This is a genomic window from Streptomyces sp. NPDC060194 (assembly GCF_042728285.1).
Lineage (GTDB): Bacteria > Actinomycetota > Actinomycetes > Streptomycetales > Streptomycetaceae > Streptomyces.
Genome location: NZ_JBHWZH010000152.1, coordinates 1 through 13,294, shown reverse-complemented (window position 1 = coordinate 13,294; position 13,294 = coordinate 1). Strand labels below are relative to the sequence as shown.

Genomic DNA, 13,294 nt, shown 5'->3' with positions numbered 1-13,294 from the left:
GCGCCGATGGTACTGCAGGGGGGACCCTGTGGGAGAGTAGGACGCCGCCGAACTCCATTTAGCCTCAACCCCCGCCCAATGGGCGGGGGTTGAGGCATTTTTGCGTTCACGACCCTCTACAGACGGCCGGCGGCCTTGAGTGCCAAGTAGGCGTCCGCGAGAGCCGGAGCCAACTCGTCGGGGGTCGCGTCGACCACGGTGACGCCTTTCCGGACGAGCTGTTGTGACAGGAGGCGCCGCTCACGCTCGAACTGTGCCGCCGCAGCCGCTTCGTAGACGCGGTCGACCGTGCCGCGAGCCGTGCCCATGTCGGTGATGCGGGGATCGGACACCGCGGCCACCAGGACGGCATGGCGCTGGGTGAGGCGGGAGACCACGGTCAGGAGGCCCTCCTCCGCGGCCGCCGGGTCGAGCGACGTCAGCAGGACGACCAGGGATCGGCGTGGGGCGGCGTGCAGTGCCGCGGCGCTCAGGCCTCGGGGGTCCGTCTCGGTGAGCTCCGGCTGGAGCGTGGCGAAGGTGTTGACCAGGGCCGGCAGGAGATCGCCGGCAGCGCGTCCGCGTACCGTGGCACGCGTCCTGCGGTCGTAGGCCAGGAGGTCGACCCGGTCGCCGGCCCGCGAGGCGAGCGCGCCCAGCAGCAGGGCCGCGTCCATCGCCGCGTCGAGGCGCGGGGCGTCTCCCACCCGGCCGGCGGACGTGCGGCCGGTGTCGAGGACGAGCAGGATGCGCCGGTCGCGCTCGGGTCGCCAGGTACGCACCGCGACGTCGGACTGCCGGGCGGTGGCCCGCCAGTCGATCGAGCGGGTGTCGTCGCCCGGGAGGTACTCGCGGAGGCTGTCGAACTCGGTGCCTTCGCCGCGGGTCAGCACGCTCGTGCGACCGTCCAGTTCGCGGAGCCGAGCCAGTTTGGCCGGGAGGTGCTTGCGGCTGGTGAACGGTGGGAGGGCGCGCAGGCCCCAGGGGACGCGATGGCCGGCCTGGCGGCTGACAAGCCCCAGCGGGCCGAAGGAGCGCACGGTGATGCGGTCGGGGGAGCGGTCCCCGCGGCGGGTGGGACGGAGCCGGGTCGTGACGCGGCGGCGCTCGCCGGGCGGGATGCGCACGGAGTGGCGCGAGGCCGTCTGCGCCGTGCCCGGTTCCCATGCGCTGGGTGGCCATGCGTCCCGCACCTGGGCGCGGAGCGGGCGCGTGGTCGGGTTGGTGATGGTGGTGTGGACGACCGCTTCGTCACCGAGTCGAACTGATGTGTCACCAGATCGGGTGAACTGGAGCTTTCGTGCTGGCGCGGCGAGGCAGAAGTCGCACACCATTGCGAGTGCGAGGGGGGCGTTGACCGCGGCGATGCCCAGCCAGCTCGGTTCAAGGATGCCGACAGGAAGGGTACCGAGGGCCGCCAGGAGAGCGGCTCGTCCGGTGGGGGCCATGAATCCTCGCCTCAGCGGGGGACGGGAACGTGGGACAGGATCGAACGGATGACGGCATCGGAGGTGACGCCTTCCATCTCCGCCTCGGGGCGGAGTTGGACGCGGTGGCGAAGGGTGGGGAGAGCAAGGGCTTTGACGTCGTCGGGAGTGACGTAGTCGCGGCCGGTCAGCCAGGCCCAGGCGCGGGCCGTCGACAGCAGGGCGGTGGCTCCGCGAGGGGAGACGCCGAGTGTGAGGGAGGGGGAGTCCCGGGTGGCACGGCAGATATCGACCACGTAGCCGGTGATCTCGGGTGACACCGAGGTCTTGGCGACCGCGGCGCGGGCCGCCTCCAGGTCCGCAGGGCCGGCCACGGCACGGATGCCGGCGGCGACGAGATCGCGCGGATCGAAACCTTCCGCGTGGCGGGTGAGGACATCGATCTCGTCCGCGCGGGACGGCAGCGGAACCGTCAGCTTGAGGAGGAAGCGGTCGAGTTGGGCCTCGGGGAGGGGATAGGTCCCCTCGTACTCGACCGGGTTCTGGGTGGCCGCCACCAGGAACGGTTCGGGGAGGGGACGGGCGGTGCCGTCGACGGTGACCTGGCGCTCCTCCATGGCTTCCAGGAGGGCGGACTGCGTCTTCGGCGGGGTGCGGTTGATCTCGTCGGCGAGAAGGAGGTGGGTGAAGACGGGGCCCGGTTGGAAGGAGAACTCGGCGGAACGGGCGTCGTAGACGAGCGAACCGGTGATGTCTCCGGGCATCAGGTCGGGGGTGAACTGGACTCGCTTCGTGTCGAGTTCGAGTGACGCGGCCAGAGCGCGTACCAGCAGGGTCTTGGCCACCCCGGGGACGCCTTCGAGTAGGACGTGGCCCCGGCACAGCAGGGCGACGACGAGGCCGGTGACGGCAGGGTCCTGGCCGACCACGGCCTTGCCGATCTCGGAGCGGAGCGCTTCCAGTGCGGCGCGGGCGGTCTCCGCGTCTCCGGTGGGTTCGTCGTGCGGGGCGCTCATGAGGTGCGTACCTCTCTTTCGAGGGCGTCGAGTCGGTCGGCGAGTGCGGTCAGCGCGGCGTCGTCCGCCGGGGGTGGGCCGAAGAGGAGGGAGGCGGGGTCCCAGTGGGCGGGGTCGCCGAGGCGGGGGACGAGTGCGGGGAGGAGGGTGTCGGGGGAGTCGGCGTGGGCCTGGTGGATGCCGAGGACCGGAGCGAGGCGGGCGCGGGTTGCGGCGCGCAGAGCGTCGGCGGCTCGGTCGCGGGCGTCGGCCTTGCGGTAGAGGCGGGCGCGTCCCTCGGTGGTCTCGGAGGCCCGGATGACCACCGGGAGGCGTTCGGTGACCAGTGGGCCGAGGCGGCGGGAGCGCCACAGGACGGTCACGAGGGCCGCGACGGCGAGTTGCAGGGTCGCCCAGTACCAGCCCGCCGGGATGACGTCGGTGAGGCTCTGGTCGCCGGCGGCGGAGGAGTCGGACAGCGAGGGGAGGTACCAGACCAGATGAGGGCGCGAGCCGAGGAGTTGGAGACCGAGCGAGGCGTTGCCTTGCTGGTCGAGCCGCTCGTTGAGCAGGGGCGTCGCCGTACCGAGGAGGACCGTGTCGCCTCCGCCGGGGGCGGGGAGAAGGAGCAGGGACGGGCGGCCGTCGATCGGGTAGCAGCCCTCGACGTCCGGGCGGTCCGTCCGGTAGCCGGTGCCGCCGGTGTCCGCGGTGCCGGCGCGGCGGGCGGCGGGCAGGGGGCAGTCCGGGCGGAGGGTGCGTTCGGGGGCCGGGGTCGCGGTGTCGACGTCGGGAGCCAGGGTGTCGAGGGAGGCGTCGCCGGGGGCGAGGAGGACGGTGCGGCCTCCGGAGTCGGTGACCGCGGAGCGCAGGGTGCGGAGCTGGGAGTCGGTGAGGAGGTCGGGGGAGGCGACGAGCAGCGTGGTGTCGGGCCCGGCCGCGGCGGCGGCCGCGGAGGTGGAGGTCACCACCCGGGTGTCGACCCCGTGGTCGGCGAGCAGCTCGGCGACGGCCTTGGCGCCCTGCTGTGTGTAGGACCGGGGGTCGAGGCGGCCGTGCTCGTCGCCGGAGCGGAGCGCCGCGATGGCGAAGCCGGCGATCAGCAGGACGGCGAGGGCCAGCAGGAGGCCGCGCGAGCGGGTCCACAGATCCCGCCGGGTGGGTCCGAGGACGGCGTTCGACGGATCGGGCCCGGTGTCCGTCGGGGCGGCGGGGGCGTCGGTCATGCGCCACCGCCGGCGGGGGTGCGGGTCAGGTCCGGCTTCGCGGTCGCCAGGTCGGTGTCGAGGCGGCTGAGGCGGTGGTACGTCCCCTCGTCACCGGTCCGACCGCCGTACGTGAGGTCGTCGAAGGTGCGGGCGGCGGCACTCAGGGCGGTGCGGTGGGCGGGGAGTACGTGGCCCGCGTCGGTGGCGGCCTCGTCGGCGGTGCGGCCGGGGCGGGGGTCGAGCAGGGCGCGCTCCTCGAGCGCGCGGACGAGGGCGCGCATGCGCTCCTGGCAGGCCTCGGTCCAGTGGCCGGCGGCGGCGTGCCGCTCGGCGGCGGACCGGTGGTCCGCGGAGCTGCGGGGGCCGTCGGCGAAGAGTGCGGCCTCGGGGCGGGGGGCCCGGCGGGGGGAGCCCAGGCGCAGCCGGAGCGCCACGGCGAGGGCGATCACCACCACCGCCAGCACGAGGAGCCCGACCGCGCCGCCGGGGGTGACGGACGCGGCCGTGCTGAACAGCGAGTCCACCCAGTCCCAGAAGGCGTCCAGGGCGCGCCGGAGCAGTCCGGGCTCGTGCTCGCGGTACCTGGGGTCCGACAGCTCGCGCTCCGCGGCCTCCCGCGCCGCCTCGCGCGGAGTGGTCACCGGGGGCGTCCCGTCGCCGGCGAGCCGGAGCGGAACGCGCGCGGACCTGCCCCCCGCCGCGGTCACCCCGTCAGTTCCCGAGCCCGGACGCGGTGCCGTCGCCGCTCGCGCGGGAGGCCGCGGCGCGGGTCAGGTCGAGGTCGAGGGCCTCACGGCGGATGCGGAGGTCGATGTAGAGCAGGACGGTGACACCGGCGGCGATCGGCAGGGTGATCGCGGAGCTGATCACCGAGCCGATGCCCGTGATGATCAGGAAGGTCCAGCTGTTGTCCGCCGGGCTCGCCTCCAGCAGGCTTCCGGCGCCCGAGCCGCCTGCGATGCCGGCCAGCAGCGTCGCGGGGACCAGGATGATCGCGGCGACGACGAACGTGATGACGAACGCGAGCAGCTGGATGCCGAAGACGCGCCACCAGGTGCCCTTGACGAGCTTCGCGGAGCGCCCGAGGGCCTTGCGGACGGTCTGCTTCTCCAGCATCAGGGCGGGGGAGGCCAGCGAGAAGCGGTAGTAGAGCCAGATCGCGGCCACGACCCCGCCCAGCGCGCCGATCACCAGGAGTGCGAGGCCGGCCACCTCCACGCCGATCGCCACGAGCACCAGTCCGGGCGCCATGCCGAGCAGCATGACCCCGGCGACCATCAGCATCAGCAGCAGCGTCAGGCCGGTGAGCCGGAGCAGCTGGGGGCGGGCGTCGCCCCAGGCCTCGCCGGTGGTGACGGAGCGGCCCAGGACGGCGCGGCTGGTGACCATGGTGAGCAGCGCGGTGGCCAGGATCGTCCCGATCAGGGTGAAGACCGTGGTCACGGCGTTGCTGGAGAGCGAGTAGTTGAGCGCCGCCTGCAGCTCGTCGGCCGACTGCCCGGACCCCGGGTCCTGGAGCGCGTCGAGGCCGCTCGGGTCCAGGAGGAACCCGTGGATCAGGGTGATCCCCAGCTGCATGAAGACCGCGACGGCGAGCGAGATGCCCAGCACGGTGCGCCAGTGGGTGCGCAGCGTCGACACGGCGCCGTCGAGGATCTCGCCGACGCCCAGCGGGCGCAGCGGGATGACGCCGGGCTTCGCGGCGGGGGGCGGCCCGCCCCAGCCCTGCCGGCCGCCCCAGGGAGGCTGGCCTCCCCAGCCGGTGTTCTGCGGCGGCCCGGAGGAGTCCGCCGGCCGGCCGGGGGCGGACCACTGTCCGGCGGGGGGCTGCTCCTTGGACCAGCCGGCAGCCGTGTCCTGCGGCGCTTCCTGCGGTGCCTCCTGAGGCGCGGCGGACGCGTCGGGCTCGGCCGGCCGGGAGGCGTCGTCGGGCGTGCGGTCGGAGGGGGCGGATCCGGGCGATGCCCAGCCCGGAGTGTCGTTCATCGTCGCTCCTTCTCGGTGCCCGGCCGCGGCCGCGGCGGTCGGTTGGCAGCCATCGTGCCACGGGGGTCCGGTCCGCGGCCCCGGGGTTCTCGGTCCCCGGTATCCCTCCGGACCTTCAATTGTCCTGCTCCCACGGGGCAGACTGAGCAGATGGCTGATCAGAGCGCGCACCGTCCGTCCCGCCGGGAGCCGCCGGGCGTCCCGTCCATCCGCTGGGAGGATCGGCCCGAGGGCCCGGTCCTCGTGCTGCTCGACCAGAGCAGGCTGCCGGCGGAGGAGGCCGAGTTCGTCTGCACGGACCCGCCGGCGCTGGTCCACGCCATACGGACGCTCGCCGTGCGCGGGGCGCCGCTGCTCGGGCTGGCGGGGGCGTACGGCGTCGCGCTCGCGGCGGCGCGCGGGTACGAGGTGGCCGAGGCGGCGGACGGCCTCGCCGGGGCGCGGCCGACGGCGGTCAACCTGGCTCGCGGGGTGCGGCTCGCGCAGGAGGCCCACCGGAGCGCCGTCCTCGAAGGCGCCGACGGTGCGGCCGCGGCGCGGGCCGCGCTCGACGCGGCGCGGGACCTGCACCGCGCGGACGCCGAGGCCAGCGGGCGGATGGCCGTCCACGGCCTGGCGCTGCTCGACGAGCTGCTGCCGGGCGGCAACCACCGGGTGCTCACGCACTGCAACACCGGGGCGCTGGTCTCCGGCGGCGAGGGCACGGCCTTCGCGGTGGCGCTCGAGGCCCACCGGGCCGGGCGGCTGCGGCGGCTGTGGGTCGACGAGACGCGGCCGCTGATGCAGGGCGCACGGCTCACCGCCTTCGAGGCGGCCCGGGCCGGCATGGCGTACACCCTGCTGACGGACAGCGCCGCGGGTTCGCTGTTCGCGGCCGGTGAGGTCGACGCCGTTCTGGTGGGCGCCGACCGGATCGCCGCCGACGGCTCGGTGGCGAACAAGGTGGGCACGTACCCGCTGGCCGTGCTGGCCCGGTACCACCACGTGCCGTTCGTCGTGGTGGCGCCGCTGTCGACGGTGGACCTGGAGACCCCGGACGGCGCGGCGATCGAGGTCGAGCACCGACCCGGGAGCGAGGTGACGGAGGTCACCGCGCCACGGGCGGCGGGGGCCCCGGGGGAGCCCGGGGGCGGGGTCGCGATCGCGCCATGGGGAACTCAGGCGTACAACCCGGCATTTGACGTGACCCCGCCGGAGTTGGTGACCGCGATCGTCACCGAGGCGGGCGCCGTCTCGCCGGTCACCGCGGCCGGTCTCGCGGAGCTGTGCTCCAGCTCACGCCAGGTATCGATGGGGTAATGGGATGATGAGGGAATGAAGGGACGCGTCCTTGTCGTCGATGACGACACCGCACTGGCCGAGATGCTCGGCATCGTGTTGCGCAATGAAGGTTTCGAGCCGTCGTTCGTGGCCGACGGCGACCGGGCGCTGGCCGCGTTCCGCGAGGCCAAGCCCGACCTGGTGCTGCTCGACCTGATGCTGCCCGGTCGGGACGGCATCGAGGTGTGCCGGCTCATCAGGGCCGAGTCCGGCGTGCCGATCGTCATGCTGACGGCCAAGAGCGACACCGTGGACGTGGTGGTCGGCCTGGAGTCCGGCGCCGACGACTACATCATCAAGCCGTTCAAGCCGAAGGAGCTCGTCGCCCGGATCAGGGCCCGGCTGCGCAGGTCGGAGGACCCGACGCCGGAGCAGCTCACCATCGGCGACCTCGTCATCGACGTCGCCGGGCACTCGGTCAAGCGCGAGGGGCAGTCCATCGCGCTCACCCCGCTGGAGTTCGACCTGCTCGTGGCGCTCGCCCGCAAGCCGTGGCAGGTGTTCACCCGGGAGGTGCTCCTGGAGCAGGTCTGGGGCTACCGGCACGCCGCAGACACCCGCCTGGTCAACGTGCACGTCCAGCGGCTGCGGTCGAAGGTCGAGAAGGACCCGGAGCGTCCGGAGATCGTCGTGACGGTCCGCGGCGTCGGCTACAAGGCCGGACCGGGCTGACGTGCCCCGGCTCCACACCGCCGGGGCGGGGAGGATATCCCGCCTCGGCCGGCTGCTCCAGGGCGGGCTGCCCCTCCAGGACGGCGCCGCGGGCGGACCCCTGTTGCGCCTGTTCACCCGGTGGGTGCGCCGCCCGCTGCTGCCCGCCCTGCGGCTGTGGCGGCGCAACATCCAGCTGAAGGTGGTCGTCACCACCCTGCTGATGTCCCTGGGTGTGGTGCTGCTGCTCGGGTTCGTCGTCATCGGGCAGGTGCGCAACGGGCTGCTCGACGCGAAGGAGAAGGCCGCGCAGAGCCAGGCCCAGGGCGGGTTCGCGGCGGCCGAGCAGCGGGCCAGGGACGCCGCCGCGGACAGTGCGTCCCCGGACGGCCAGGTGGAGGAGCGGGACACCTCCGAGTGGCTCACCAAGCTCGCCGAGGAGCTCTCCAGCGGCGGCCGGGGCGCTTACAACGTGGTCGCCCTGAGCGGGACGCGGATGCCTCGGGTGTCCGGCGGCGTGGAGGCGGCCAAGAGCGTGCCCGCCGAGCTGCGCGCCGCGGTCGCGGACGACGACGGCACCTACAAGGCCTACACGCGGATCATCTACTCCAGCGGTGAGCGGCCGCCCGAGCCGGGATTCGTCATCGGGACCGAGTTGGACGACGTCAAGGGCGACCGCTACCAGCTGTACTACCTGTTCCCGCTGACCCAGGAGGAGGAGTCCCTCGCCCTGGTCAAGACCACGCTCGCGACGGCCGGCGTGTTCGTGGTGGTGCTGCTCGGCGCGATCGCCTGGCTGGTCGTGCGCCAGGTCGTCACCCCGGTGCGGATGGCCGCCGGGATCGCCGAGCGGCTGTCGGCGGGGCGGCTCCAGGAGCGGATGAAGGTCACAGGCGAGGACGACATCGCGCGCCTGGGGGAGGCCTTCAACAAGATGGCGCAGAACCTGCAGCTGAAGATCCAGCAGCTGGAGGACCTGTCGCGGATGCAGCGCCGCTTCGTCTCGGACGTCAGCCACGAGCTGCGCACCCCGCTCACGACGGTCCGGATGGCCGCGGACATGATCTACGAGAGCCGCGCGGACTTCGACCCGGTCACCGCGCGGTCGGCCGAGCTCCTCGCCGACCAGCTCGACCGGTTCGAGTCGCTGCTCGCCGACCTGCTGGAGATCAGCCGCTTCGACGCGGGAGCGGCCGCCCTGGAGGCGGAGCCGATAGACCTGCGCGAGGTCGTGCGGCGGGTGGTGGGCGGCGCCGAGCCGCTGGCCGAGCGCAAGGGCACGCGGATCGTCGTGCGCGGCGCCGAGCAGCCGGTCATCGCGGAGGCGGACGCCCGGCGGGTCGAGCGGGTGCTGCGCAACCTGGTCGTCAACGCGGTGGAGCACGGCGAGGGCCGGGACGTCGTCGTGCGGCTGGGAGCCGCGGGCGGCGCCGTCGCCGTCGCCGTACGGGACTACGGGGTCGGGCTGAAGCCGGGGGAGGCCACGCGGGTCTTCAGCCGTTTCTGGCGGGCCGATCCGGCGCGCGCGCGGACCACCGGCGGCACCGGCCTCGGCCTGTCGATCGCCCTGGAGGACGCCCGGCTGCACGGCGGGTGGCTGCAGGCCTGGGGCGAGCCCGGCGGCGGCTCGCAGTTCCGGCTGACGCTGCCGCGGACCGCGGACGAGCCGCTGCGCGGATCGCCGATACCCCTGGAGCCGGAGGACTCCCGCGGCCAGGCGGAGCGTGCGCTGGCCGCCGCCGCACTGCCGCGGGGGGAGGAGCCGGTGCGGCCGCTGCTTCCGGGGCCTCGGTCGGCGGCGGTCCGGGCGGATCCGGCGGCGTTCCCGGGCAGCGGCGCGCGGGTGGTCGCCCGCCCCGGCCCGGGCGCGGCGGCCCGCCACGACGACGAGGGGGAACGCCGTGGGGACCACTGAACGGGCCGCGGCGGTGCGGAGCGCCGCCCGCGCGGAGCGGCGGCGGGCGGTCGCCGTGGTGCTCGCGTGCAGCGGGCTGCTGCTCGCGGGGTGCGCCTCGATGCCCGACCGGGGCGAGGTGGAGCAGGTCAAGGAGACCGGCGACCGTGACTCGCGGGTGCGGGTGTCCGCGGTGCCGCCGGGCGAGGGGGCGCCGCCGGAGGAGATCGTGCAGGGCTTCCTGGACGTGCTCACCAGTGAGGACCCGCGGTTCTCGATAGCGCGCAAGTACCTGACGAAGGAGGCCGCCGAGGACTGGCGGCCCGAGGAGTCCGCCACGATCCTCACCTCCCGCCCCGCTCCCGTCGCCGGCCGGACGACCGACCGGCAGAAGGGCCTGGGCGTCACGTACAACCTGACCGGCGACCGGATCGGGCAGCTCGACGACCGCCACGCCTACCGGGCGGCGGGGGGCGCGTACGACGCGCGGATCCACCTGACGCAGGTGGAGACGGCGGACGGCAAACAGTGGCGCATCGACGTGCCGCCGCGCGGCGTCGTGATCGGCGAGTCCGACTTCCACCGCACGTACCTCGCCGTGGACAAGTACTACTTCGCGCCGGGTTCGGCGCGGCAGGCCGGCGGGCAGGACCGGCTGGTCGCCGACCCCGTCTACCTGCGCGCCCAGGACGACCTGCTGACCCGGACCGTCCGCGAGCTGCTCGCCGGGCCCACCACCTGGCTCGACCCGGTGGCCGACTCGCGGTTCCCGTCGCGGACGACGCTCAGGCGCGGCACGGCAGAGCTGGCTCTCGACGAGAGCAACGTGCTGCGGGTGCCACTCGCGGGCGACACCCCCGCGATGAGCCGCAAGCGCTGCCAGGAGATGGCCGGACAGCTCTTCTACACCCTGCGCCCGCAGACCGCGAACACGCTCCAGGAGGTGCAGCTGACCGGCACGGGCGGCAACCTCCTGTGCGCGCTGGACGAGGGTGACGCCCAGGAGGCCGGGCTGCTGCCCGGCAGCGACGAGGCCGGGCAGGCCCAGTACTTCATCGACCCCAAGCGGCGGCTGGTGGAGCTCTCCTTGACCGCGCGGAACCGCGGCGGCCGCGGCGGGCCGGGCGGCGAGGGCGACGACGAGGCCGGTACGGCGCCGGTGCCCGGTCCGCTCGGCACCGGTGAGCAGACGCTCAGGTCGGCGGCCGTGTCACGGGACGAGCGGTTCGCCGCCGGGGTCTCGGGCGACGGCGGGCGGCTGGTCGTCGCGCCGCTCACCACCGACGGGGAGCTGCGGACGACCTCGGTGACCAGCCGCGCGAAGAAGGAGGGCGACCGCCTGACCGCGCCGAGCTGGGACGGCCGGGGCGACCTGTGGGTGGCGGACCGCGATCCGGGCGCGCCCCGGCTGCTGCGGCTGCCGGGCGGCGGGACGGACGACCAGGAGGCCCAGGAGGTCCGGGTCGCCGGCCTCGGCGACGACCGGATCGACGCGGTGCGGGTCGCCGCGGACGGGGTGCGCGTCGCGCTGATCGTGCGGGGCGACGACGACAGCAGCACCCTCCAGGTCGGCCGGATCGAGCGGCGGGACGTCGGGGCGGGGGAGCAGGTCGCGGTGGTCGAGCTGCGGCCGGCCGCGCCGGGGATGTCGGAGGTCACGGCCGTGTCCTGGGCGGGCGGCAGCCGGCTCGTCGTGGCGGGCCGGGAGTCCGGTGAGGTGCAGCAGCTGCGGTACGTGCTCAGCGACGGGTCGGCGCCGGACATCGGCGCGGCGCTGCCGGGCATCACGGGGGTCAAGGACATCGCGGCCTCCGAGGACCCGGCGCGGCCCCTGATGGCCTCCTCGAACGACGGGATCGTGCAGCTGCCGTCGGGGAGCCGGTGGAAGACGGTCGTGGAGAAGGGCTCGGGTCCGGTCTACCCCGGGTGAGGTGACGGCGGACGGCGCGTCGGCGGGGCGGAGTTGTCCACAGCCGCCGTGTCGTCCACAGGGGGTGGTCGGGTGCGACCCGGGCGGGCACAGTGGGTGCCATGCGGGGGTGGTTGCGGGATCTCACCGACCTGGTGCTGCCGGTCGACTGCGCCGGGTGCGGCAGCGCACGGACCCCGGTGTGCCAGGAGTGTCTGGCGGCCCTCTGCTCGTCCGGCGGGCTGCGGGTCCGTCCCGACCCGGAGCCGGACGGGCTGCCCGTCGTGCACGCGGCCGCCGCGTACGAGGACGCGGTGCGGGCGCTGCTCCTGGCCCACAAGGAGCGGGGCGCGCTCGGGCTCGCGGGTGCGCTGGGGCGGGCGCTCGCGGGAGCGGTGACGGCCGCCCGCCGCGAGCGGCACCACCCGGGCCCGGCGTCACCGGTCGGGGCGCCCCTGCTGCTGGTCCCGGTGCCCTCCGCGCGGTCCGCGGTGCGCGCCCGGGGGCACGATCCGGCCCGCCGCATCGCCCTCGCCGCCGCCGCGGAGCTGCGGCGCACCGGGACCGCGGCGCGGGTGGCGGCCGTGCTGCGGCAGCGGCGGGCGGTGGCCGACCAGGTGGGGCTCGACGCCCGGGCCAGGCTGGCGAATCTGCGCGGCGCGCTTGAGGTGCCGCCCGGAGGGGGAGGAGTGTTGGCACAGGGACCGGTGGTGCTCGTGGACGACGTGATGACGACGGGAGCCTCGCTCGTGGAGAGTGCGCGAGCCGTCCGGGCCGCGCTCCCGGCGGGCCGGGCGGAGCCGTTCGGGAGATGCTCGGACCACAGCGTGTGCGCGGCGGTGGTCGCCGCGCCTCCGCAGACGTCTCCCACGGCGTCCGGAATGAAATGGAACTGACCGGGAAATTGCGTCGTTGCAGGTAGTGACCGTCATGACTCACTCGAATGGAGGTATGCGGCGGCAGCGGGTGTCGGCATCCCTCCGAGCGAGATATGTTCGTTTGTGAGGAATGACGGCCACCGTTCCCGAGTCGGTGGGATGCAGGTCTTGCCGTCCGGGGAGGAGGAGGTGAAAGCCGCCAAGTCCGGGATTCCGGCGACTGCCGGAGTCTGGTGCAAGAGGAGATACTCCGCCGGCAGTGCGGAGCGATTCCGGGAACGGAGTTCTGCGTGGACATCGTCGTCAAGGGCCGCAAGACCGAGGTGCCCGAGCGGTTCCGCAAGCACGTGGCCGACAAGCTGAAGCTGGACAAGATCCAGAAGCTCGATGCCAAGGTGATCAGCCTCGACGTCGAGGTGTCCAAGGAGCAAAACCCGCGGTTGGCGGACCGTTCTGACCGGGTGGAGATCACCCTCCACTCCCGCGGACCGGTGATCCGCGCCGAGGCCGCGGCCGCCGACCCGTACGCCGCGCTCGACCTCGCGCACGCGAAGCTCGAGGCGCGGCTCCGCAAGCAGCACGACAAGCGCAACTCGCGCCGGGGCAACGGGCGGCTCTCGGCCGCCGAGGTCGTCGACGCGGTCCCGAACGCCGCCGAGGTCGACGAGGACGGTCAGTTCGTGGCCGACCGGGCCGTCCCCACGAGCAAGGCCGGGCCGCTGGACGTGCAGGGCGAGGGCCCGCTGATCGTGCGCGAGAAGACGCACGTGGCGGCCCCCATGACCCTGGACCAGGCGCTCTACGAGATGGAGCTGGTCGGACACGACTTCTACCTCTTCGTCGACTCCGACACCAAGGAGCCGAGTGTCGTCTACCGGCGGCACGCCTACGACTACGGCGTCATCCACCTGACGACCGACCCGCTCGCCGGCTCCGACGCGAGCGGTGCCGGGGGCGCACTGGGCGGCTGACCGCCACCGTCACCCCTCGGACCGACAACTGACGAGATGTCACCTCCGGGCCCGCCGTGCGACGGCTGGCCCGGAC

The 13,294-nt window shown here is 74.3% G+C and carries 11 protein-coding genes; 6 read left to right on the top strand and 5 right to left on the bottom strand.

Features of this window, described 5'->3' with window-relative positions; genetic code table 11:
• Positions 1–116 precede the first annotated feature (116 nt).
• The 5 genes from ACFWEG_RS24770 to ACFWEG_RS24750 form a co-directional block, all read right to left on the bottom strand.
• The gene (locus ACFWEG_RS24770; protein ID WP_387219124.1) at positions 117–1,427 is read right to left on the bottom strand and encodes a DUF58 domain-containing protein; all 1,311 of its coding nucleotides are present in this window, start codon (positions 1,425–1,427) and stop codon (positions 117–119) included.
• An 11-nt stretch (positions 1,428–1,438) separates the two neighbouring features.
• Entirely contained in the window at positions 1,439–2,422 is a 984-nt protein-coding gene (locus ACFWEG_RS24765; protein WP_387219123.1) for an AAA family ATPase, read from the bottom strand.
• The gene (locus ACFWEG_RS24760; protein ID WP_387219120.1) at positions 2,419–3,627 is read right to left on the bottom strand and encodes a DUF4350 domain-containing protein; all 1,209 of its coding nucleotides are present in this window, start codon (positions 3,625–3,627) and stop codon (positions 2,419–2,421) included. Before ACFWEG_RS24760 ends, ACFWEG_RS24765 begins: the two co-directional genes overlap by 4 nt.
• Complete coding sequence (locus tag ACFWEG_RS24755) at positions 3,624–4,250, bottom strand: DUF4129 domain-containing protein (RefSeq protein WP_387219117.1); 627 nt, start codon at positions 4,248–4,250, stop codon at positions 3,624–3,626. Before ACFWEG_RS24755 ends, ACFWEG_RS24760 begins: the two co-directional genes overlap by 4 nt.
• Positions 4,251–4,320: 70 nt before the next feature.
• Positions 4,321–5,595 carry a glycerophosphoryl diester phosphodiesterase membrane domain-containing protein gene (locus tag ACFWEG_RS24750; protein ID WP_387219115.1) on the bottom strand — a complete coding sequence of 425 codons (1,275 nt, stop codon included), beginning with the start codon at positions 5,593–5,595 and terminating at the stop codon, positions 4,321–4,323.
• Between the two features lie 150 nt (positions 5,596–5,745).
• On the opposite strand from ACFWEG_RS24750, the gene mtnA reads away from it, so the two are divergent.
• From mtnA to hpf, 6 genes are all read left to right on the top strand, one after another.
• Positions 5,746–6,894, top strand: coding sequence for an S-methyl-5-thioribose-1-phosphate isomerase (gene mtnA, locus ACFWEG_RS24745; protein WP_387219113.1), 1,149 nt, complete (start codon positions 5,746–5,748; stop codon positions 6,892–6,894).
• 15 nt (positions 6,895–6,909) lie between these two features.
• Positions 6,910–7,587, top strand: a complete 678-nt coding sequence (gene mtrA / locus ACFWEG_RS24740; RefSeq protein WP_387219111.1) for a two-component system response regulator MtrA — start codon at positions 6,910–6,912, stop codon at positions 7,585–7,587.
• Between the two features lies 1 nt (position 7,588).
• Positions 7,589–9,481, top strand: a complete 1,893-nt coding sequence (mtrB, locus tag ACFWEG_RS24735; RefSeq protein WP_387219109.1) for an MtrAB system histidine kinase MtrB — start codon at positions 7,589–7,591, stop codon at positions 9,479–9,481.
• Positions 9,468–11,390, top strand: coding sequence for an LpqB family beta-propeller domain-containing protein (locus ACFWEG_RS24730; RefSeq protein WP_387219107.1), 1,923 nt, complete (start codon positions 9,468–9,470; stop codon positions 11,388–11,390). The genes mtrB and ACFWEG_RS24730 overlap by 14 nt, the downstream gene beginning before the upstream one ends.
• A 101-nt stretch (positions 11,391–11,491) precedes the next feature.
• Positions 11,492–12,265 carry a ComF family protein gene (locus ACFWEG_RS24725; protein WP_387219104.1) on the top strand — a complete coding sequence of 258 codons (774 nt, stop codon included), beginning with the start codon at positions 11,492–11,494 and terminating at the stop codon, positions 12,263–12,265.
• A gap of 272 nt (positions 12,266–12,537) precedes the next feature.
• Positions 12,538–13,218, top strand: a complete 681-nt coding sequence (hpf, locus tag ACFWEG_RS24720) for a ribosome hibernation-promoting factor, HPF/YfiA family (protein ID WP_387219102.1) — start codon at positions 12,538–12,540, stop codon at positions 13,216–13,218.
• Positions 13,219–13,294 lie beyond the last annotated feature (76 nt).